24 protein-coding genes, 10 tRNA genes and 2 pseudogenes are annotated in these 19,889 nt (G+C 43.3%); 14 read left to right on the forward strand and 22 right to left on the reverse strand.

The window, feature by feature from the left end; genetic code table 11:
• The 11 genes and pseudogenes from DW657_RS18350 to DW657_RS09260 all read left to right on the forward strand — a co-directional run.
• Positions 1–347, forward strand: a 347-nt coding sequence (locus DW657_RS18350; RefSeq protein WP_233546718.1) for a DUF1653 domain-containing protein, incomplete at its 5' end; no start/stop codon positions are given.
• 2 nt (positions 348–349) lie between these two features.
• Positions 350–649 carry a thioredoxin gene (gene trxA, locus DW657_RS09215; protein WP_118312287.1) on the forward strand — a complete coding sequence of 100 codons (300 nt, stop codon included), beginning with the start codon at positions 350–352 and terminating at the stop codon, positions 647–649.
• A 24-nt stretch (positions 650–673) separates the two neighbouring features.
• Positions 674–1,051, forward strand: a complete 378-nt coding sequence (locus DW657_RS09220; protein ID WP_094880479.1) for a YccF domain-containing protein — start codon at positions 674–676, stop codon at positions 1,049–1,051.
• A 24-nt stretch (positions 1,052–1,075) separates the two neighbouring features.
• Positions 1,076–1,351 (forward strand): DUF1294 domain-containing protein, encoded by a 276-nt coding sequence (locus DW657_RS09225; protein WP_022121767.1) that lies wholly within the window; start codon positions 1,076–1,078, stop codon positions 1,349–1,351.
• A 20-nt stretch (positions 1,352–1,371) separates the two neighbouring features.
• Positions 1,372–1,935 (forward strand): flavin reductase family protein, encoded by a 564-nt coding sequence (locus tag DW657_RS09230; RefSeq protein ID WP_094880480.1) that lies wholly within the window; start codon positions 1,372–1,374, stop codon positions 1,933–1,935.
• A 28-nt stretch (positions 1,936–1,963) separates the two neighbouring features.
• Entirely contained in the window at positions 1,964–3,004 is a 1,041-nt protein-coding gene (locus tag DW657_RS09235; protein WP_118312288.1) for a winged helix DNA-binding domain-containing protein, read from the forward strand.
• Positions 3,005–3,240 (forward strand): annotated as a pseudogene (locus tag DW657_RS09240) (hypothetical protein).
• A 29-nt stretch (positions 3,241–3,269) separates the two neighbouring features.
• Positions 3,270–3,785, forward strand: coding sequence for a GNAT family N-acetyltransferase (locus DW657_RS09245; RefSeq protein ID WP_094880483.1), 516 nt, complete (start codon positions 3,270–3,272; stop codon positions 3,783–3,785).
• Between the two features lie 235 nt (positions 3,786–4,020).
• A complete protein-coding gene (locus DW657_RS09250; protein ID WP_118312289.1) occupies positions 4,021–4,584 on the forward strand; it encodes a hypothetical protein in 564 nt (187 codons plus the stop codon).
• A 13-nt stretch (positions 4,585–4,597) separates the two neighbouring features.
• Positions 4,598–5,038, forward strand: a complete 441-nt coding sequence (locus DW657_RS09255) for a ribonuclease H (RefSeq protein WP_094880485.1) — start codon at positions 4,598–4,600, stop codon at positions 5,036–5,038.
• A 5-nt stretch (positions 5,039–5,043) separates the two neighbouring features.
• Positions 5,044–5,751: an SDR family oxidoreductase gene (locus tag DW657_RS09260; RefSeq protein ID WP_199658334.1), complete on the forward strand. Its 708-nt coding sequence runs from the start codon at positions 5,044–5,046 to the stop codon at positions 5,749–5,751.
• Positions 5,752–5,941: 190 nt separating this feature from the next.
• On the opposite strand, the gene DW657_RS09265 is transcribed toward DW657_RS09260, so the two are convergent.
• The 3 genes from DW657_RS09265 to DW657_RS09275 all read right to left on the reverse strand — a co-directional run bounded on the left by DW657_RS09265 (position 5,942) and on the right by DW657_RS09275 (position 7,459).
• On the reverse strand, positions 5,942–6,424 hold the full coding sequence (locus tag DW657_RS09265; RefSeq protein WP_233546726.1) for an SLOG family protein: 483 nt from the start codon (positions 6,422–6,424) through the stop codon (positions 5,942–5,944).
• An 11-nt stretch (positions 6,425–6,435) separates the two neighbouring features.
• On the reverse strand, positions 6,436–7,017 hold the full coding sequence (locus tag DW657_RS09270) for a ribonucleotide-diphosphate reductase subunit alpha (protein ID WP_118312316.1): 582 nt from the start codon (positions 7,015–7,017) through the stop codon (positions 6,436–6,438).
• 64 nt (positions 7,018–7,081) lie between these two features.
• Positions 7,082–7,459: a DUF2958 domain-containing protein gene (locus DW657_RS09275; protein ID WP_118312292.1), complete on the reverse strand. Its 378-nt coding sequence runs from the start codon at positions 7,457–7,459 to the stop codon at positions 7,082–7,084.
• Positions 7,460–9,991: 2,532 nt separating this feature from the next.
• On the opposite strand from DW657_RS09275, the pseudogene DW657_RS18675 reads away from it, so the two are divergent.
• Positions 9,992–10,270 (forward strand): annotated as a pseudogene (locus tag DW657_RS18675) (hypothetical protein); the annotation flags it as partial.
• 239 nt (positions 10,271–10,509) lie between these two features.
• On the opposite strand, the gene DW657_RS09290 reads toward DW657_RS18675, so the two are convergent.
• The 18 genes from DW657_RS09290 to DW657_RS09375 form a co-directional block, all read right to left on the reverse strand.
• Positions 10,510–10,584 (reverse strand) — tRNA-Thr (locus tag DW657_RS09290).
• A gap of 5 nt (positions 10,585–10,589) precedes the next feature.
• Positions 10,590–10,662 (reverse strand) — tRNA-His (locus tag DW657_RS09295).
• Between the two features lie 5 nt (positions 10,663–10,667).
• Positions 10,668–10,739: transfer RNA gene (locus DW657_RS09300), tRNA-Arg, on the reverse strand.
• Positions 10,740–10,752: 13 nt separating this feature from the next.
• Positions 10,753–10,823: transfer RNA gene (locus DW657_RS09305), tRNA-Gln, on the reverse strand.
• 7 nt (positions 10,824–10,830) lie between these two features.
• Positions 10,831–10,912: transfer RNA gene (locus tag DW657_RS09310), tRNA-Tyr, on the reverse strand.
• A gap of 9 nt (positions 10,913–10,921) precedes the next feature.
• Positions 10,922–10,994: transfer RNA gene (locus tag DW657_RS09315), tRNA-Phe, on the reverse strand.
• 9 nt (positions 10,995–11,003) lie between these two features.
• A tRNA-Gln gene (locus tag DW657_RS09320) sits at positions 11,004–11,074 on the reverse strand.
• A 6-nt stretch (positions 11,075–11,080) separates the two neighbouring features.
• Positions 11,081–11,166, reverse strand: a tRNA-Ser gene (locus tag DW657_RS09325).
• A gap of 7 nt (positions 11,167–11,173) precedes the next feature.
• Positions 11,174–11,248, reverse strand: a tRNA-Arg gene (locus DW657_RS09330).
• A gap of 6 nt (positions 11,249–11,254) precedes the next feature.
• Positions 11,255–11,339 (reverse strand) — tRNA-Ser (locus DW657_RS09335).
• Between the two features lie 346 nt (positions 11,340–11,685).
• The gene (locus tag DW657_RS09340) at positions 11,686–12,240 is read right to left on the reverse strand and encodes an RloB family protein (RefSeq protein ID WP_118312294.1); all 555 of its coding nucleotides are present in this window, start codon (positions 12,238–12,240) and stop codon (positions 11,686–11,688) included.
• Between the two features lie 4 nt (positions 12,241–12,244).
• The gene (locus DW657_RS09345) at positions 12,245–13,399 is read right to left on the reverse strand and encodes an ATP/GTP-binding protein (RefSeq protein WP_199658336.1); all 1,155 of its coding nucleotides are present in this window, start codon (positions 13,397–13,399) and stop codon (positions 12,245–12,247) included.
• A 189-nt stretch (positions 13,400–13,588) separates the two neighbouring features.
• On the reverse strand, positions 13,589–14,095 hold the full coding sequence (locus DW657_RS09350) for a hypothetical protein (RefSeq protein ID WP_118312296.1): 507 nt from the start codon (positions 14,093–14,095) through the stop codon (positions 13,589–13,591).
• Between the two features lie 140 nt (positions 14,096–14,235).
• Positions 14,236–14,580: a hypothetical protein gene (locus tag DW657_RS09355; RefSeq protein ID WP_118312297.1), complete on the reverse strand. Its 345-nt coding sequence runs from the start codon at positions 14,578–14,580 to the stop codon at positions 14,236–14,238.
• Between the two features lie 5 nt (positions 14,581–14,585).
• Positions 14,586–15,338 (reverse strand): ParA family protein, encoded by a 753-nt coding sequence (locus tag DW657_RS09360; protein WP_181992445.1) that lies wholly within the window; start codon positions 15,336–15,338, stop codon positions 14,586–14,588.
• Between the two features lie 172 nt (positions 15,339–15,510).
• Positions 15,511–16,092 (reverse strand): hypothetical protein, encoded by a 582-nt coding sequence (locus DW657_RS09365; protein WP_118152725.1) that lies wholly within the window; start codon positions 16,090–16,092, stop codon positions 15,511–15,513.
• A 20-nt stretch (positions 16,093–16,112) separates the two neighbouring features.
• Positions 16,113–16,463: a hypothetical protein gene (locus tag DW657_RS09370; protein WP_199658337.1), complete on the reverse strand. Its 351-nt coding sequence runs from the start codon at positions 16,461–16,463 to the stop codon at positions 16,113–16,115.
• A gap of 433 nt (positions 16,464–16,896) precedes the next feature.
• Positions 16,897–17,274: a single-stranded DNA-binding protein gene (locus DW657_RS09375; protein WP_118312299.1), complete on the reverse strand. Its 378-nt coding sequence runs from the start codon at positions 17,272–17,274 to the stop codon at positions 16,897–16,899.
• 984 nt (positions 17,275–18,258) lie between these two features.
• On the opposite strand from DW657_RS09375, the gene DW657_RS09380 reads away from it, so the two are divergent.
• Positions 18,259–19,029: a hypothetical protein gene (locus DW657_RS09380; RefSeq protein ID WP_118312300.1), complete on the forward strand. Its 771-nt coding sequence runs from the start codon at positions 18,259–18,261 to the stop codon at positions 19,027–19,029.
• A complete protein-coding gene (locus DW657_RS09385; protein WP_118312301.1) occupies positions 19,026–19,313 on the forward strand; it encodes a hypothetical protein in 288 nt (95 codons plus the stop codon). Before DW657_RS09380 ends, DW657_RS09385 begins: the two co-directional genes overlap by 4 nt.
• A 132-nt stretch (positions 19,314–19,445) precedes the next feature.
• On the opposite strand, the gene DW657_RS09390 is transcribed toward DW657_RS09385, so the two are convergent.
• Positions 19,446–19,679, reverse strand: a complete 234-nt coding sequence (locus DW657_RS09390; RefSeq protein WP_118119337.1) for an ABC transporter — start codon at positions 19,677–19,679, stop codon at positions 19,446–19,448.
• Between the last annotated feature and the right edge of the window lie 210 nt (positions 19,680–19,889).

The raw sequence follows: 19,889 nt of genomic DNA on the forward strand, positions 1-19,889 counted from the left end.
CCCTGGCTCACTTCTCCCCTCTCTTCCTGGAGCACTACAACCAAGCCTTCCATTTCCCAGGCGGTCATACGCCTACTGAGCAGGAGGTGAAGACCTGGTATGCTCCCCTTGCCCAGAAAATGCTGATGGAGTTTTCAGCAAAGGAAGAAAGATATTTCCAGCACTTTAAGGGCGGCAAATACAGGTTCATCCATTCTGCCTTCGACTCCGAGACTCAGGAGCGCATGGTGGTTTATCAGGCTCTCTATGGAGACCAAGCCTATTGGGTAAGACCGGAAAAGATGTTCTTCGGGAAAGTTACGAGGGACGGCAGAACTTTCAATCGTTTCACGGAGATAGACAAATAATTATGGAGACATTCAATAATGTAATAAACAGTGGCCAGCTTGTTCTGGTCGATTTCTTTGCTATATGGTGCCAACCTTGCAAGGCGATGCACCCCATTCTGGAGCAGGTGAAGAGTGTATTGGGCGACCGCATCCGAATCATCAAGGTGGATGTAGATAAGTACGGCGTAACAGCAAGCCAATTCCGCATCCAATCCGTGCCAACGCTGATGCTTTTCCGAAACGAAGAAGTATTGTGGCGCACAAGCGGTGTGGTAGATAAAGCCGAACTGCTGGCTACGCTTGATCCTTTCTTGACATAATCAAAAATATAAAAGAATAATCTTATGCGCATAATAGGAAACTTACTTTGGTGGCTCTTCGGAGGTCTCGAAGCTGCCATCGGTTATTTCACCGGAAGTCTGGTTCTTGCATGTACCATCATCGGCATTCCCTTTGCGATACAGACATTCAAGATTGGCCTGCTCTGCCTATGGCCTTTTGGTTCTACAGTAAGAGAATCGAATAGTCCAACTGGTTACATTCGCATTCCGCTGAATTTACTTTGGCTGATTTTCGGAGGATTGTGGGCTTGCCTCATGCATCTGTTCTTCGGCTTTCTCTTATGTATAACGATCATCGGCATTCCTTGGGGAAAACAGCATTTCAAGATGGCCGGTCTTTCGCTCGCACCATTCGGCAAGGATGTGGAGTTGGGATTTTAAAGTGATAAGAAGAAGTTGAAAGATATGAATACATTACACAGTTGCCTCACCTACTATCTCCTTGCCATCAATGCAGTTGCATTCATCATGTACGGCATTGATAAATACAAGGCCAAGAAAGCCAAGTGGCGCATTTCGGAAGCCACGCTTTTGTTGCTGGCTGTACTTGGAGGAAGCATCGGGGCATGGATGGGAATGAAAGTCTGGCACCATAAGACGATGCACAAGAAATTCAAATACGGCATTCCTGCCATTCTGCTGATACAGATTGCGCTGATGGCGTATTTACACATGAATTAATAAAAAAAAGAACGAAGCATATGAAAAGTTTTTCACCAAAGCCGTGGTTTGCACCACAGCCTGTGCTGATTATCGGCACATATAATAAGGAAGGAGTTGCCAACGCAATGAACGCTGCCTGGGCTGGACAGTGGGACATGAAGGAGATTATGATTTCGATGGGAAATCACGTCACCACAGACAACCTGAAGCTTGGTGGCGAGTTTACCGTTGCCTTCGCTACCAAGAAGACCATGGTGGCTTCTGATTTCGTGGGCATTGTTTCTGCCAAGAACGACCCGAAGAAGATGGAGAAGACGGGATGGAACATCGAGAAGGCAACCATGGTCAACGCTCCGGTGTTCACCGATTTCCCGATGACCCTGGAGTGCCGCATCAAGGAGAAATATGACGAAAGCGAAACCGGCTATTATCTCGTTGCTGAAATCGTCAATATTCTTGTAGATGAGAAGTACCTGGCAGAAGACGGAAATCCAGACATGGAGAAGATGGAGCTGATTGTCTTCGACCCTATTCATCACGGCTATATCCAACTGGGCGAGAAAGTCGGCAACGCTTTCTCTGACGGCAAGGCTTTGAAATAATCAACGTAATTTTAACGACTCAGAAACAATGAATCCAATAGCAATACGCCTGCTTTCGCAGCAGCTCATCTGCCCTCAATTTGATACTCCCCAAAAGGTGGTGTCTCATTTTGGAGCCATGCAAGCCCAGGATTACCGGATGGTAAGATGGGCTGTGATGATGCGTACTCGCAAACCTTCTTCCTTCGCATTCAAGAATGCATACGATGAGGGTGAGATAGTCCGTCTTCACCTGCTGCGTGGCACTTGGCAACTGGTTTCAAATGAAGACTATTGGTGGATGCTGGACCTGATTTCACCTAAGGCAACTTCTGTTGTAAAAGGATGGATGAAGAGTAATAAAATCAGCATCGATGATTCTGAGCTCAATCTGATTCACGATATATTTGTTCAAAAAACCGATGAAATGCAGTCTGTGACAAGCAAAGACCTGAACGAGGCTTTGCTCGAAAAGGGCATCATCATGGACAAACATCGCCTATCCTACCACATTCGCTTTAACGAATTGAACGGTACTTTCTGCAGCGGCAATCTTCTTCCTACAAAGGCAACATACAGTCTCACGGAAAAGAAGATTCCCCGAACTGCCAGGCTGGAACGTGATGAAATGCTGATGCTTCTGGCAAGAAAATATTTTCAGAGCCATTCACCAGCCACATTCGAAGATTACGTTTGGTGGTCAGGACTGAGCACTTCTGATTGCCAACGAGGCATTGAGTTGCTTGGTTCAGAACTGAGGATTGAAAAATGGAAAGACTATCGGTTCTATCTGCATGAATCATGTCGAACACGTGGATTCAGAAGTGGGAAGACTCATCTGATAGCTCCCTTTGATGAATATCTGATTGGTTATAAAAGCCGGGAATTAGTGATCCATCCGCATCAAATGCCTTCTGCATACACTAATAATGGCATTTTCTTTCCTGTTATCGCCCATGATGGCAGAATTTGCGGCAACTGGAATCCTTGGGAGAAAAATTTCAACATCAGTTATTTTGATTCGATAGAAAAGGATTTGTCATTTGAGAAGCAATGGAATACATTTAATGAAACGATAAAGAAAAAATAAATGACTATTGATACAACAAACCTCTGTTCACATCTTCAGAAGAAGTTGTTTGAACCTGAGGGAGTATATTATCCTATCTGGCAAGCCATGCAGAATGATGAGGAGCTGTGACAGCCGTGGTTCGCTCACGACAACTTCATATTTATCGTAACGGCAAGAAGATTCTCATTCTCGCTGGCAAGGCTCAGCCGAAGATTATCAGAGAAGATAAACTGAACGAATTGATAAAAATATAAAGAACGAAGAATATCATTGAAATAATCTGATGGAAACAGAAAGAATTTTACTTCGATATTGGCAGGAATCAGATGCAGAGGTGCTCTTCAAGTACGCCTCCGACCCTGACGTAGGACCACGTGCTGGATGGCCGGCGCATAAGTCTGTTGAGGATAGTCGGGAGATAATCCGGACATTCTTCCATAATGAAACGACATGGGCGATTGTGTTGAAAGAGACTGGCGAGACTATCGGCTGCATCGGCTACTACACCCATGAGACCAGCAACATCCCTATCGGAGAAAACGACTGCGAGGTGGGCTACTGGATAGGAAAACCTTATTGGAACAAGGGAATCTGCACCGAAGCCTTGAAGCTGATGCTCGACTACTGCATCAACGAGAAGCATTTTGAAAACATCTGGGCAGACCATTTCACAGGCAATCCTGCATCAGGAAGAGTCATGGAGAAATGCGGTTTCGTCGATACAGGTATGTTGAATAAATGTAGCCAGCTCGTGGGTGGCGACAAGGATATGGTCAAGGTGTTTAAGTACAACGGATAAAGGAGAAAAATAGAATGATGAGAAAGAAATCAAGTGGCAAATAACCATGCATTGTCCATTCTATCATCCCGTACAAAAGTACCACAATCAGCAATATTTGTGGTACTTTTGTACTAAAATAGCTATAAAACTGTTGGAATGTATTAAAAAGAGCGGATTTTAAAAGTTTCCAGTACAAAAGTACCACAATTAAAAATATTTGTGGTATTTTTGTACCAAAATTAGGAGAACAATTATGGAAACAAAGAATTCATTCATATCATCAGCAAGCGTCAAAGTACAAGGACGAACAGCTTACTACAAGATGCTGGAAGCCGTTCGCCAAGGTGAACTGATTCAGGTTTGCCGTGGCGTATATGCTAACGTAGACCAATTGTCAGCATGTATGGTTGATATTGAGTCTATTGTTCCCAACGGAATCCTCTGCCTTTGGTCTGCCTGGAATATCCATCAGCTTACGACATCCATGCCGCAGGCTTATCATGTCGCCATCAAAAGGGATAGAAAAGTAAAAGTACCTTCATTCCCTAAGATAGAGCTCCATCACTATACTTCCAACATTCTTGAAATCGGCGTGATGGAGAAAGTCATAGATGGATTTAAGGTAAAGGTATATGATGTAGAACGATGCGTATGCGATGCAGTAAAGTTCCGAAACAAGGTGGGCATGGATGTCTGTTCTGAAATCATCGATAACTATCTTTCCAGACCAGAAAGAAATATCAGTAAACTAATGGATTATGCCAGACAATTGCGTGTTGGCAATATCCTGGAAAATTATCTACAAGTGAAGCTATGAGTAAAGAACTATAATGGTACAAGATACTTCTACATATTACGTTTGGATAGGTGGCTCATGTGATTATGGCCATAAAGAGAGAGCTGGTGGTGCTGCCGTTGTGATTGAGCATAACGGCAATATCATCAGCCGTGATGTAATCAGCGACCTACACACCACTGAGTTCCGCATGATGCTAACCCTCATGGTGAAGGTAATGCAGGAAATACCGGAAGGTTCCGACATTCTCTTCCTGACCAATGCCGCCTACATTCAGAACTTTGACAAAGCTCCAACATCAAAGTCTGCCAACCCGGACTTGATCATTCAATGCATCGAGGAAAAGGAAAGGCACAACTCAGTCGGAGTCAAGATTGTGCAATATCACAAGAGTCCATTGCTGATAGAAACCCATGACAGGGCTACGGAAGCAATGGCAAAGACAAGGAAGGAGTTTCATCTGAAAAACAAATGAAAATAATGGAATACAAAGATAAAGTAGTCATCGTGACAGGTGGCGCACAAGGCATTGGCAAATGTATTGCCGAAGAGTTCAGAAAGCAAGGAGCTCTGGTAGAAGTCATCGACAAGCAAGAAGGACTTGATCATTTTGTTGGCGACCTCTCAAACAAGTATGCTATTGAGGAGTTCACGAAACTGGTAATCGAAAAATACGGCAAGGTAGATTTCATCGTGAACAATGCCCTACCCCTGATGAAAGGCATTGACGAATGCTCATACGAAGAATTTGAGTATGCGCTCAAAGTTGGTGTAACTGCGCCATTCTACATGGTGAAACTCCTGAAGAATCATCTTGCAGAAGGTGCTACCATCGTCAATATTTCATCTTCTCGCGACCGCATGAGTCAGCCTCAGACAGAAAGCTATACGGCAGCGAAGGGCGGTATTGCAGCACTCACACATGCCCTTGCCGTCAGTCTTGCAGGCAAGGCTCGTGTCAATTCCATCTCTCCTGGATGGATAGATACGGACTATAAAGTATATGAGGGTCCCGATGCCTATCAGCAACCGGCAGGACGTGTCGGCAATCCTCTCGACATTGCCAACATGGTACTTTTCCTCTGTTCCAAAAAGGCAGGTTTCATCACAGGCGAGAACATCTGCATAGATGGTGGAATGACCCGACAGATGATTTACCATGGTGATTGCGGATGGAAACTGGAATAATACTCATATAGGAAATTGAGTAATAGTACACAAAACTATTGAGACCAATCCTTTTATCGGTCTCGTCTGAAACCGTTGCGTCCGTCACCATGCCACCATGCGCCCAGGAAGGCGAGGATGGCACGGAAAACGATGTAGATAACGATGATGTCAACAAATTCATTCATAAGCTTGATATTTAGCGAGTTATTCAATATATATTCACAACCGGAATGCCCAAACAGTTGGCTTTCTTGAAAGTGTAGTAGGTTCCACCCTTCTCTCTCCCATCATAGAAGGCAATGAGAAGGGACGCATTCTCAACCATGAACTCATCTCGGTCGAGAAAACATCGGGTGTAATAGTATTCTGAAAGGATGATCACCTCATCTGCAGAAGCCATCAATCCATCATAAACCATCCTATCGCTGGGCTTGAACCTATCTGCCTGACCTCTGAAAGGAATGGCTGCGGTAAGCGTCATTCCTGGGCAGGAAGGTTTCAGCGACTGCACTATCTGGGCTGCCATCAAGTCAATACCGATGGCGAATCCCGAAATAAAATTACTGATGCCATGCTCGTAAGCTTCGAGGATGGCTTTGGTCAATCGCTCTCTTATGACCTCCTGCTGAGAGAAGTTGTAAAAGCGATGGCCTGTAAAGGCTGCCGAAACAGCCTTGTCAAATTTTGTCATATTCTTTCTTTTCATTGCTGTACGTATTTGTATGATGTCTTGCCGAGGAAAATGCCGTTTGTTACGTGCGCCCCTACTTGTTCCAATTGTGCGGTGTAGGCACAGAAAGAAGTGCCGGTAGTGACCACATCGTCCCAAATGCAGACTATCTTGTTTTTGAAGAAGTTAGCATCCACCTCAATATTATTCTTTTCCTTCAAGCGCTTTTCTCGCTCATCCTTCTTGACCTTTGTGCCATGAACTGCGGTACGTTCGCCAACAACCTTGACATGGGAATAGCCGTTGATTGCTCCGGAAAACTTGCAGACAAGTTCAGAGAAGTTCTTGTTGCGTGCCTCGTTACGTTCCTGGCTGCTTGCAGGAACACAAGAGAAGACAACGCTGCGAACCTTACGGCCAAACTTCTTGACAAGCATCTTTGCCACGCACTTCGCCACATCTGCATGGTTTCGACCATCCTTGAAATCATAGATAACCTGGCGGTCGAAGAATGCATCCATACCGATGTTCTTGATACGTACCGGATAATAGCGCAAAAAGCTGCTCAACTCCTTATCCTCCTGTCCCTTGATGTAAACCTGTACCATGTTCATAGCTTTAATTGTTGTTACTGGGCAGGTAGCAGACATCAGCCACTACCCACCGAGAAAAATGTTTTCAATCGTAAAGTCTGCTGAGGAAAGACTGCAACTCTCTGTCGATGATTTCAGAAAGCTGACATGATTGGAATGGCTTTCTCTGCTCCACTCTGACCTTGCCGAGTCCGAACTTGGTTGCGTCCAGTTCCACACTTGCCAGTTCATTGGCAGAAATGTAGCTGTACTCAGTCTCTGCCAGACCTACAACGATGCCAAAGAGCACAAAATCATCATTTTCTCGCTGTCCTTCAAGAATGTACCAGCGAGCGTTGCCGATGAAAAACACTGCGATGCAAACTGCATCCTTCTTCTTGCTATCCTGGGAATAGAGCGGATAGTCCTGCATTGCCTTCTCCAATTCTGGAGTAATCAGGCGGTTGTTGAAATCTTTTGCCATAGTCTCTAAATTTATTTTCTCCCTTTCGTTAAGTCCTTTCGGACTTGGGATCGGGAAGCTTTTTCTGCTTTTCAAAGTGCGTATAAGGCAATAAGGCAAGTCTGATGGGAAGAATACTCTTTTCAAGGAAAAGGAAGATTGTTACCGAATCACGACTTGCAATTTGCCAGATACGCGATAACTTTGCAGAAAAAGAATCCCGAAATCCCAAAGACGATATGGAATCAAAACCTTTTGGTTTCAGTAAGAAGAAAAAGTATAACAGGGAATGACTGTAGGGATAAAAAAGCCGGGTGGGAATAGTCCAAGCAAGTATCAACAGTTTTAAAAGCCAGCGTGTTGTTCCTTCGTAAGTCGATAAAATCGGCCATCGAAAGAACAACACCCTGGCTAACTGTTCATGCTTACTGGACTATGGTGTGGGCGAAGATTATAAAGAAGGAAAGCCGAAAGATTTATAAGGAAAGACAGAATGCTTATAAAGAGGAAGACCAGTATATTACAATAAGGTGGAAGGGAGGGAAAATGAAGGAGGATGCTGTGAGCCAGTGCCCTTCTCGACGAATGGACATGCAGTAGTGGCAAACTGATTAAGTGGGAATCGCTTGCGTCCCACCTACTCAGTTTGTAAGCTACCGCATGTCGTTTCGTGGGCACTTTCCGACTGAGGGACCTTGCACTTACGTCATGCTCTGCTGACATAAATGCAAAGTCTATTAGGTGGAACTCCAGTAGCATCCTTCATGGTGTGGGGCGAAGCATTATCATCTTGTTTATAAAAATGCAAATCTATAAAGGCCTGCTACTCATCATGGTATGAGGATTTAAGTTGTATTCATGTGTACACGTACACACCTATCCATGTATATATGTATTCACATCCACATGAATACATTTTAGAAGGAGAAATGACAGAATGCCTATAAAAACGAAATGCATTATATTATAATAAGGTGGAAGGGAGGGAAATGAAGGTTGATGCTGTGAGCCAGTGCCCTCCTCGACGAATGGACATGCAGTAGTGTCAAACTGATTAAGTGGGAATCGCTTGCGTCCCACCTACTCAGTTTGTAAGCTACCGGATGTCGTTTCGTGGGCACCTTCCGACTGAGGGGCTTTGCACTTACGTCATGCTCTGCTGACATAAATGCAAAGTCTATCAGGTGGAACTCCAGTAGCATCCTTCATGGCGTGGGGCGAAGCATTATCATCTCGTTTATAAAAATGCAAATCTATAAAGGCCTGCTACTCATCATGGTATGAGGATTTAAGTTGTATTCATGTGTACACGTACACACCTATCCATGTATATATGTATTCACGTCCACATGAATACATTTTATAAGAGGAAGACCAGGATATTATAATAAGGTGGAAGGGAGGGAAGATGAAGGAGGATGCTGTGAGCCAGTGCCCTTCTCGACGAATGGACATGCAGTAGTGGCAAACTGATTAAGTGGGAATCGCTTGCGTCCCACCTACTCAGTTTGTAAGCTACCGCATGTCGTTTCGTGGGCACCTTCCGACTGAGGGGCTTTGCACTTACGTCATGCTCTGCTGACATAAATGCAAAGTCTATCAGGTGGAACTCCAGTAGCATCCTTCATGGTGTGGGGCGAAGCATTATCATCTTGTTTATAAAAATGCAAATCTATAAAGGCCTGCTACTCATCATGGTATGAGGATTTAAGTTGTATTCATGTGTACACGTACACACCTATCCATGTATATATGTATTCACGTCCACATGAATACATTTTATAAGAGGAAGACCAGGATATTATAATAAGGTGGAAGGGAGGGAAGATGAAGGAGGATGCTGTGAGCCAGTGCCCTTCTCGACGAATGGACATGCAGTAGTGGCAAACTGATTAAGTGGGAATCGCTTGCGTCCCACCTACTCAGTTTATAAGCAACCGCATGTCGTTTCGTGGGCACCTTCCGACTGAGGGGCTTTGCACTTACGTCATGCTCTGCTGACATAAATGCAAAGTCTATTAGGTGGAACTCCAGTAGCATCCTTCATGGCGTGGGGCGAAGCATTATCAGGGAAAATCAGCCGATTATCACTATCAGGACTGCTCTTTTTGCTTAAAATCCGCATGTTTATACCATTTTTTTGCTGCTACGCAAAAAGATTTCGCACTATTTTTGTATCTTTGCACCCTAATTAGACAAATAAAAAGTAAAAATATAAAAATCCTATACGGACATGAATTTAAATATGCACATAACATCACAATCATTCGTTCAGAGCTATCGACGCTTTGAGCGGAATAGTTATGTACATACATCAAGTACATCAGATACAGCCGGTATAGGATTTCCACATCATTATTCGCATAGTTATTTCTATCGGGTATCGTAACAGCGTGCCCCACAGAGAACAAAGATAATACGAAAGAGTTGGAGTTTCCTTGCCGGGAGAATCCAACTTTTTCTTTTTAGCCAAATGCTTGGCTTCAGCTCTGACATGGCGAGAAAAAGCTGGATGAAATCCAACCATTTTTTTACGCTTAAAATGAAAGAACTATGCCAGCAAATAAGAATGCCTTAATAAGGTACAAAACTATAGACAACTGTTTGAGAAACAGATACAGAAGATGGACTCTCGAAGATCTCGTGGAGGCATGTAGCGACGCTCTCTACGACATGGAGGGAATCACCAAAGGAGTATGCGCCAGAACTGTTCAGATGGTATACAGATTATGAGATCTGACAAACTGGGCTACAATGCTCCTATAGAGGTTTATGATAGAATATACTACAGATACGCTGATCCAGACTACTCTATCACTGAAATGCCTTTATCCATAGAGGACTGCAAGCTGATAAAGAAGGCTATCATCCTTCTTGAAAACAAGAAGGATAAGAACAACGAAGACACCATTCAGGTGCTCAACAAGGTACAGGACAGGCTCAAATCTATTCTGAACTTTGTGTAAGGATAAAGGAGGGATTATGAACGAACATCAACGAGACATCGTCTTACAAAAAAGCTAAAAGGCTTCTTTTCAAGCAAAACTGCCTGAAGAGAAGCCTTTCTTATATGGAGCTTCAAGTAGGATTCGGACCTACGACCTGCTCATTACAAGTGAGCTGCACTACCACTGTGCTATTGAAGCATTTGGGAGTTTGATGGGGATCGAACCCATGACCACCAGAGCCACAACCTGGCACTCTACCAACTGAGCTACAAACTCCATATAAACTCCAGATGGATTCGAACCACCACCTCCAGAACCGAAATCTGGCATGCTACCAATTACACCATGGAGTTGTTTCTTAACTTGTCGCCCCAGAAGGAATCGAACCTTCGCTAACAGGATCAAAACCCGTTGTGCTACCATTAAACCATAGGGCAAGTTAAGTTCGGGAGGTAGGACTCGAACCTACGAAGTCATCAGACAGCGGATTTACAGTCCGCCCTCGTTGCCACTGGAGCACTCCCGAATTTTAAAGTGGAGCCTCGTGGAGTCGAACCACGTTCTCGGGATTTTCAGTCCCGCGCATACACCAAGTCTGCCAAAGCTCCTTACTGATGTTGCCCCAGATGGAATCGAACCACCACTTGCAGATCCAGAATCTGCCGCACTACCGTTATGCGATAGGGCAAGTTTGCGGAGGCTAAAGGATTCGAACCTTTGAGACGTTGCCGCCTGCCGGTTTTCAAGACCGGTGCAATAGACCAACTCTGCCAAACCTCCAATATTGTGACTCGTGAGAGACTTGAACTCCCGACACCGACGTTCGTAGCGTCGTGCTCTGATCCAACTGAGCTAACGAGCCAAAGTGCGGAAGCAGAAGGATTCGAACCTTCGGAACCTTTCGGTCCGGCACGTTAGCAGTGTGCTGGTTTAAGCCGCTCACCCATACTTCCTTGTTTTGACGATGCAAAGGTATAAAGGGAGAGTGAAGTCTTTTTTCGTAGCAAGGAAAAAGTTTCAAAAAAGTTGTTTTTTGAGCGATTTTTCCAGAAAAAAGGCTTTAAAGAGTCTCTTTTTCGGCATTTTACGGTTTTTGAATGTGTATTCATGTACACACCTATACATATATACATGTATTCACGTCCACATGAATACAATGAAATAATATATGGAATGGGGGAAATCCATAACTAATTCCAATTGCGAATACACTGTGTGCGGAATGTGCGGAAGAAAAATAGACGAATATCTAAATAGATTAAAGTCGGCTTTATATATAAACAAAGCCGACTCTAACCTTTAATTTTTACCCTTCAACTTATCAAGTTCTTCTATCAACTCATAAATTGTAGTTGAAGGATTCTTATATGGGGACAATTTTTTTGCCCTTTTACTGGCAATCGTAACATTGTCCATCAAACTTAATTTATCCTCAATGGATAACTTGCCTTTCTTGTATTGCTTAATATATCCAGACAACTTAGATACGCAATCGGCACTTCCGATTTCAGCACGTTGGTCTGTATAATGTAACAACAACCATAATTCAACACAAGGATTGGAGCAAAGCAGTATAGCCCCAGGTATCTTCTGTAATCTGCTAAGAACAGAAGGCACATCCAAATCATACATCAAGAATGTCATATCATGCTTTGTCTCAACATAATTAGCCTTGCACCTACTTATCAGAGCAGGTGTAACATTAAGCAATGTACGCTTAGGTATGATATGAATAGGAAGACGATAATGCGCTCTCAGCATTTCAACATAAGCGACCTCTGTTTCACCCTCGCAAAAGACGAAATAGTTGGGCTTCATCGTCTTCCCTTTAGAAGTTCTTTGTACTCTTGCCATATTCCTAAAGTGTTAGAGTCGAAATATAAGGAATAGCATCAAAGCGTCCCTGAAGATAAGCCTTCTCCATATCCAGCGTGTCCCGGAAATCCTTGAAATCAAACAGAGAATACAAATCACTGCTTCCATCCTCTCGCTTGTTCACGAAATACACCTGATCCCTTCGCTGGAAATCGGTGTTCAGCAAATGGGTGTTATGAGTGGTGTAGATGAGCTGAGCATGGTCGCTATGATTGAACATACCTATCACAAATTCCACAAGCTGGGTATGGAGGCTGTTATCTATCTCATCGACAAGAAGCATCTTGCCTTCATGGATAATACCAATCATCCTCACCATCATCCGGAACAAAGTCTTGGTTCCCTCCGACTCTTCCGTCTCGAAATCAAACGCAACGGAAGGGTTGGTACGATGAAACGTCGTGATGGCATTGTTCTGAATCTTGAAGTCAATGATGTCGCTATCTGCCGTTCTCAACACCTCCAGCATCTGCTCCTTTCGTTCCTTGAACAAATTATCCAGAGAATCAATGTTAGCCACCTGATAATCAAGCACGATGTCATTACAGAAGAACAGGAAAATCTTTTGGGCTATTTCCCTATCCATCTGGCTGGCACGAGAAATATAGAGTGTCTTCTTCGATGTATTGTCAGCTACATCGAAAGGACGCTTGATGACTGTCTTAAACTCATAAATGTCTTTCTTTTCAGTTCCTCTATTTTCATCACGGCTGAATACCAGCGACTTGCGACCATTCGGATAATAGTACAAAGTCTCGGTGATGATTTCATCATGTATAAAGGAGAAGGAATACTCATACTCTACTCCATTCAGCAGGAAACGGATGTAGAAGGAGCTTGGCTTGTTGGCATAATCCTCAAACTTGAAAGGTGAGATGGCAAACCTGGTGTCAACATTATAATTATGTGATGAACGAACCATGTTCACACAAGCTCTGATGGCTTTAATCACATTGCTTTTACCCGAAGCGTTGGCTCCAAATAAGGCAACGCTCTTCAACATCTGTTCTCCATCCACGGAAAACAGATTACCTTCAAGCTCCCTTGCCTTCTTTGTCTGAATCTTGGCAGCCTGCAAGTCCAAAGTCACCTCGTCTCGAAACGAGAACATATTGCTTAAACGTATCTCTAAAACCATTTTAACCTCGATATTTGTAATTTGATTGCAAATATAAGAAATAAAACTTGTTTTTATATCCATCAGACGTTATTTTTATTATTATTTAGCAAAACAAAGAGCAGGATGCTCCTTCAAGCACGCACAGACATCTAAAACTACCACCACCAGAGCACGAAGTTCTGATGGCGGAAATCTTATTTTTCTCTATCAATAAACCAATGAATAGTTCACATTGAAATAGGAATCTGAAATCTTCATGGTTGTAATCACCATGGATTTGTCCGGGTTGGTGAAGCAGTACTGCAGGCTGGCTTCATCGGCTGAAACAAGCGTGTAGTGCTTCTTCAGATAGTCAATGACAAGCCCACGGTTCACACTTTGCTCCGTATCAATGACAGAATAGAGCGAACCGTCAAGACGGGAGAAGCTGTAAAGAACGCCTTCACTACCCTGCCCTGTCATATAGGTCAACGGGATGTTGTCGCCGGAAGTCTCAGCCACCTGGCGGTAACGCTTCATGGATTGAGCCATATAGCTCTTGACCTCATCCACATTCGCACCCATGATGTGGAATGGCTCTGTCCAAACGTCCAGTTTTGTTTCCGGATTTCCGATGTCCTCCGTCGGGTCATCATTGCCGCAAGAGGTGAATACTACTGGTGAAGCCATCATCATCAGAAGGATGGCGATTGAAAGATACTTTTTCATTTTCATGACTTTTCGTTTTTGATGTTATTTAATTTCATTATATTCATATCCACATGTGGACATGTATTAACGTCTATATGTATATATGTATCAACGTACACGTGTATCAATGTATTCATGTGTACATGGCTACACGTCCACACTTTCTACATAACTTCTCGGATGGTTTTAGTCCTGATTTTCTTGACCTTACCATATTTCGACTCATACGCTTCAACGCCTTGTTTCATGACGTATTCCATAAAGGAGCGGATGGTGAAACCTTCCTTTCGGGCGATGGTCTGAACCTTGTCAACGAGTTCCCTTGAGCAGATAAAGGAGAAATGTCGCCAGGGTTCATCATTGGGCGAATCGCTCTCTGTCTGAGAGTTGGGAGCAGAAATCTGTTGCTCCTGAGGATTCCCAGGAGACCTGTCAAATCTGTCCTGTGGATGAATGGCAGCCTTACCGAGAATGTTGCCAAGCAGGATGTCCATATTCTTCTTTGCCATAGTCTTTACTGATTACGTGAAATAATTTCTTCTGTCAATGCCTGATAGTCCTTCGCTCCGTTCGACTGAGGGTCGTACTCGAAGATGCTCTGACCGCTGCCTGCCGATTCTGCCAGGGCGATGTTTTCTCGGATGCGAGTCTTCATGGTGATAGTCTCATAACGGGACTTCACGGCTTGCTCAACCACCTTGTTCAATTTGCGATGGTTGAATCTGGCGATAAAGACTCCTCCAAGTCTGAGGTTCGGCTTCACTCGCTGCAAGGTCGAGACAAAGGAATCGAGCATTCGCATTCCTTTCAGAGGAAGAAGCTCTGGAGTCATCGGAACGATGATTTCATCTGCAGCAAGGAAAGCGTTTGTGGTAACGATTCCCAAAGATGGAGGACAGTCTATGAGAATGTAGTCATAGTTCTGCTTCACGGGTTCGAGCAGTCGGCTCAGCAGCTGTTCTCTTGCCAGGAGATTGGTCAAGGCAATCTCTGCGCTTGCCATTTCGAGGGAGGAAGGAACGAGGTCGAGGTTCTCCCTGACGTGCTTCACTGGCAGGGGTGCGCCATCAACCAGAGAGTCAAAGATACTTGCCTGCACCTCATCTTCATTCGGGATGAAATACAGGGTAAGATTTGCCTGACCGTCAAGGTCTATGAGCAGGACTTTCTTGCCCATACGTGCCATACAAGCCCCGATGGAGGCTGTAGAGGTGGTCTTCGAAACGCCACCTTTATGATTGGCGAATGTAATGATTTTCAATGACATAATATAAAATCTTTTGTATATATGTATTAACGTATTCATGTGTACATGGCTCCACGTGTACGTGGCTACATGTATTAACGTGTACAAAGGTACGGGTATCTGGCGAAAGTTCCTTCACGCTTCCCCTAACAACCCAAAGTGTCAGGGGAAACGTCAGGATTTGAGGGGGCATTTATTCAAAAGTGAAGGTGCGGATGTAGAAATAGGTGTCATCGTCCTCATACTCATATTCATTGATGAAGTCCATCATCTGCTCATCGGTTCGCTCTCCCTGCTCAATGCCGGTCTTGGAAGTCCATTCCCTGATGGCTTCCCCGATAGTGCCGTAAACATCATCGCAACAATCCTCGAATGGTTCGCCGGATGCGCTGACGCAGCATTCTTCGGGAAAATAATCGCCTTCATCGTGGGTGTAATAGACCTCACATCCACACTCACAGCATCGGTAGGAAATGCTCAACTCATCATCAAGAAGTCGGTTTATCTCAAAGAAGAGGTCATTGCAAGCATCCCAGGCAGTTTCGGTCTCGAAGGAAAGCAGACTGGTGTCTTCATCCTCCTCATACTCTGCCCAGTAGATGTGACCACGCACGCTGATGTGCTTCTTCTGATAGTCGATTCCATAGTGCTTGGCAAGGTCATCCAGCCAGATGTTCCTGCTGTTCACCTCCATGCGCTGAAGGGTGTTCCAAAGGTTGCTTACTGCCTTTTGGGTTCCTGTGACCTTGTAGGTTGTTGTTGCCTGATTAGCCATTGTCTTGTATATTTATTTGATTACCATTCTGTATAATAACTCTGGTCGTTGGATTCACATTCCTCTGCCCATTCCTCATCTGTGAAGTCGCTATGCAGACATTCCTTGCTGCAATAGTAGGCTACTCCCATGTCAGCGCAATAACCCTCACGCATAAGCTTGCCACATTCCGAGCATCGTCTGCAAGCCCTGTCGGTGTTCCACCAATAGTCCACAAAGGACTCTGCCACCACGTCCTCGCTTGTGTTTTCATCCCACTTGTCAAGATAGAATGAAGCAAACTGGTTCAACTCCTGCTCACTGAAGAGCTCCTTGTCTGTGCCGCTCACTGCCTGGGTAAGTCGGCTGAGAATTGATTTCATTGTTGTCATAATGCCATCTGATTTTATCTCCCTTTCGTAGATCAACTACTTCGGGGATGGTAAAAAATTATGTTGCATTCAGAAGGTGTTATGGCTATCCATACAAGGTTTTGTCTGCAAAATACTACCCGAATGGTGTGGAGATTTTTCAGCAAAGCAGCGCCCTGACCTTGTAAAGATAAGACAGAACCGTTACCTTCGCAACAGAATTCTTACCGATTCCCAGAAGTCGATGAATGAGATCCTCCTATAACAGGACTATCCTTTCAGCAAGGAAAAGTATAAGCATAAAATAGAAAAATCTGTTGTATATCTGTTGGTTATTGACGGTTTTGCATCGTTTTAATAGGGTATTAAAATGAAGCAGAATGATTAAAATGACAAGAAGTATAAGCACAAAAAAAGCGACCTGAAGGTCGCTCTTTATCACGGAGAGAAGGATTTACTTATCCTTCTGGGTCTTGCCCTGCTGAGAATCAGGAGCGTTCTCCTTCTCTACAGCTTCGTAGAACTTGGTGGCTACGAGAATCACTCGGTTGTGCTTGACTCCCTCGGCATCCTGCCATTCCTCTGGCTTGAAGTAGCCCTCTACAGTGAGGAGTGCTCCCTTGACCAGACGGCCGAATGAAGCGGTGTTCTCGTTCTTGCGCCAAGCCTCTACATTCATGAAGGCAGAAGTGCGAGAGTTTTCATCGCCATTCTTCTCATTGCGGCTGATGGCCAGTGAGAAGCGAGCTACGCTTGCGGTTGTAAACTGATGGATGCTTGCATCCTTACCTACGAAACCAGTTACTGCGAAAGAATTTTCCATCTTTTTCATAATTCAATGTTTTTAGAAGTGAAACATTTATTTTTTACGGTGCTATCAGAGTTGGCAAGGGAAACATAGGAAGCAAGGAATTATCGAATTATTTCACCCTTGGGCATGAAAAGTTTTTTTGGATGAGCAGCAGACGGAAAAGTTTTTGAAAAAATTCAGAGAATAAGGCACCTGGTACTTGCAGAAATGTGGCTTGCACTAACTTTGCAGCGGAAAAAGTAAGTGTGGATGCTTCGTCCAAAAATATGAATGAAAAGGATGAGTAGAAAATATCTGCAGTTGGTTGGGTAAAGGAAAGCTGCATCCTCCTCGATGTTGTTCAAGCAAACTGGTTGCGCAAGATGGCTTATAAGTTCAAGAGACAGGCAGGAAAACTCACACTTCATCATGAATATGGCTAAGCAAAGGAAAGAACGATCAGACAAACGACTGCCATGGGTAAGCATCGGCATGTAGAGGGAAGCTGAGCAGAGAAGCCTGATGCCTGAGACAAGCGGCAAGCTCAACCAATATCTCTTGGCAACAAGCGAAACAGAAGAGAAGGGCTACGGAATTTCAGCAAGGAGAAGAAGGCAAAGCCCTGAACCAGCCAAAGAGCAACCATGGAAAAGCTTACGGCGCATACAAGTTTAAGGTTTAAGTTTACCCATGTATATATACATGTTCTTTCAAACTCAAATAGTAAACCTCTACCGATTTTTAACCTCTCAAACCAGGAAGTTTACAAGTTTAAGAAAACCATATATGTATATATGCCGAAATAAACTTGTTTATTAACATATAGTCAAGGATTTTGGGAGAATCTATTTTTCCTTGCTGAAATGCAAGAATAGTTATACCAAATGGAGCAAGGTTGACAACATTCGTTGGTCTATTCTAAAAATAGTATAATTATTCGTTTTTCTTGCTTAAACATTTGGATATCTGAAGAAATGTTGCTATTTTTGCACAAAGTTATTCATATATAAATACTTCGATGCAAAAATGGCAACTTTTACGGCTTTATACAAGATGAGGATCTTCAACTTTGAAGATGTGATGCGTGAAATGAAATTATCTCATGCAGGAACATCCACGGCCATATCCCGATGGCAATCGCAGAAAGTTCTGAAGCCCATTAGACGAAACATGTACGTCACTATTGATCCATCGACAGATGCTCCCATGTGTGACAAGTTCGAGTTGAGTTCCAAGATTTCAGAATCTTCATATGTTGGTTGGCACACAGCCCTTGAATTACATGGAGTTGCCCACCAACCTTTCTACAACGCCTATGTTGGAAGCAAAAGCCGCTTCAAAGATTTTGCTTTTGAAGGAATAGACTTTGTGTATTATGCAGCCCCTTTTGAACCAACTGCGGAAAATGGCGTTATAACTCCCAAGGGAAATCCTTATGTACATGTAACTGATTTGGAACGAACAGTCATAGACTGCTGTGACCGTATAGAACGTGCTGGAGGCATTGAGGAATTGCTTCATTGCATGGAAGGAATATCACTGCTTGATGAGCCCAAACTCGAAAAGTATCTGGCATTGTACAATAAAGCATTCCTCTATCAAAAGGTAGGATTCATCCTGGAGCATAGCAAAGAGCATCATCACATAAGCGACCAATTCATAGAAATGTGCCGCTCGAAAGGTGCCTTGCACACCAAGCGTCTAACCTCCACAGGCGATTCTGACACCTATTTATGTCGATGGAAGCTTTATGTACCAGAGGATTGTGTAATTGAGAAAAAGAATTTATCAGTATGAATATACAAGAATATCTAAAACAATGTTCTGTTAAGTCCGTGGACGAACTTACAGACGAACAGGTAGTGGATTACTATACCAAAGGAAATGCAGTTATAGCTCAAAAATGTGCGGTAGAATTAGCACTTCAAAATTATTCAGAATGCGGTTTTACAAAGGATCAGATAATGACGTCTATTCGTAAAGCTATGGCTACAAAAGTAAAATTTGGCATGACTTATATTACTAACGAATCGGCAATAGGTCCATATGGAAAAGAATCAAGATGGGTGCTAGAACCTTAATCTTCCACTTATATTTTGTTGGTTATTTTGCCTTTAGAAATATTGCATACTAATAACCAATTCCTGCAATATATACCGATAAGTCGTGGAAATCTATCGTTTTTCAATAGATTTCCACGACTTATCGACACATTATCTTTTAATTTTCGATTTTACCAAATCGCATTTTACATGCTTATACAACATATTCTCATTCTCAACCATAATATCATAAGAAGGAATATTGGGAGATTCAAATGTACCATAAGCATCTACAACTAAGACAATGCCTTCCTTCAACGTATCATCCCATTGAAATGTGACTAAGTCACCAACCTTGAATAGCTCATGAGGGAACGTATTTCCATTCTTTTCCTTGATTGCCATATTCTCTGAATTTTAAATTACTTCCTTAAAAGTTTTTAATTATAAATATAATGAAATATTTCGAAACCACCAACTTTTTCCGGCATTTTCTTTTATAAAAAGAAAAATATGTCACCTCAGAATACCGATAAATGTGAGAATCGTGGCTATTTCTCATAGAACTTAGTTAAACATTGACACATATTCTACTATTTAATGAAAGATCAATCG

The organism is Prevotella sp. AM23-5, from assembly GCF_003473645.1.
GTDB lineage: Bacteria > Bacteroidota > Bacteroidia > Bacteroidales > Bacteroidaceae > Prevotella > Prevotella copri_A.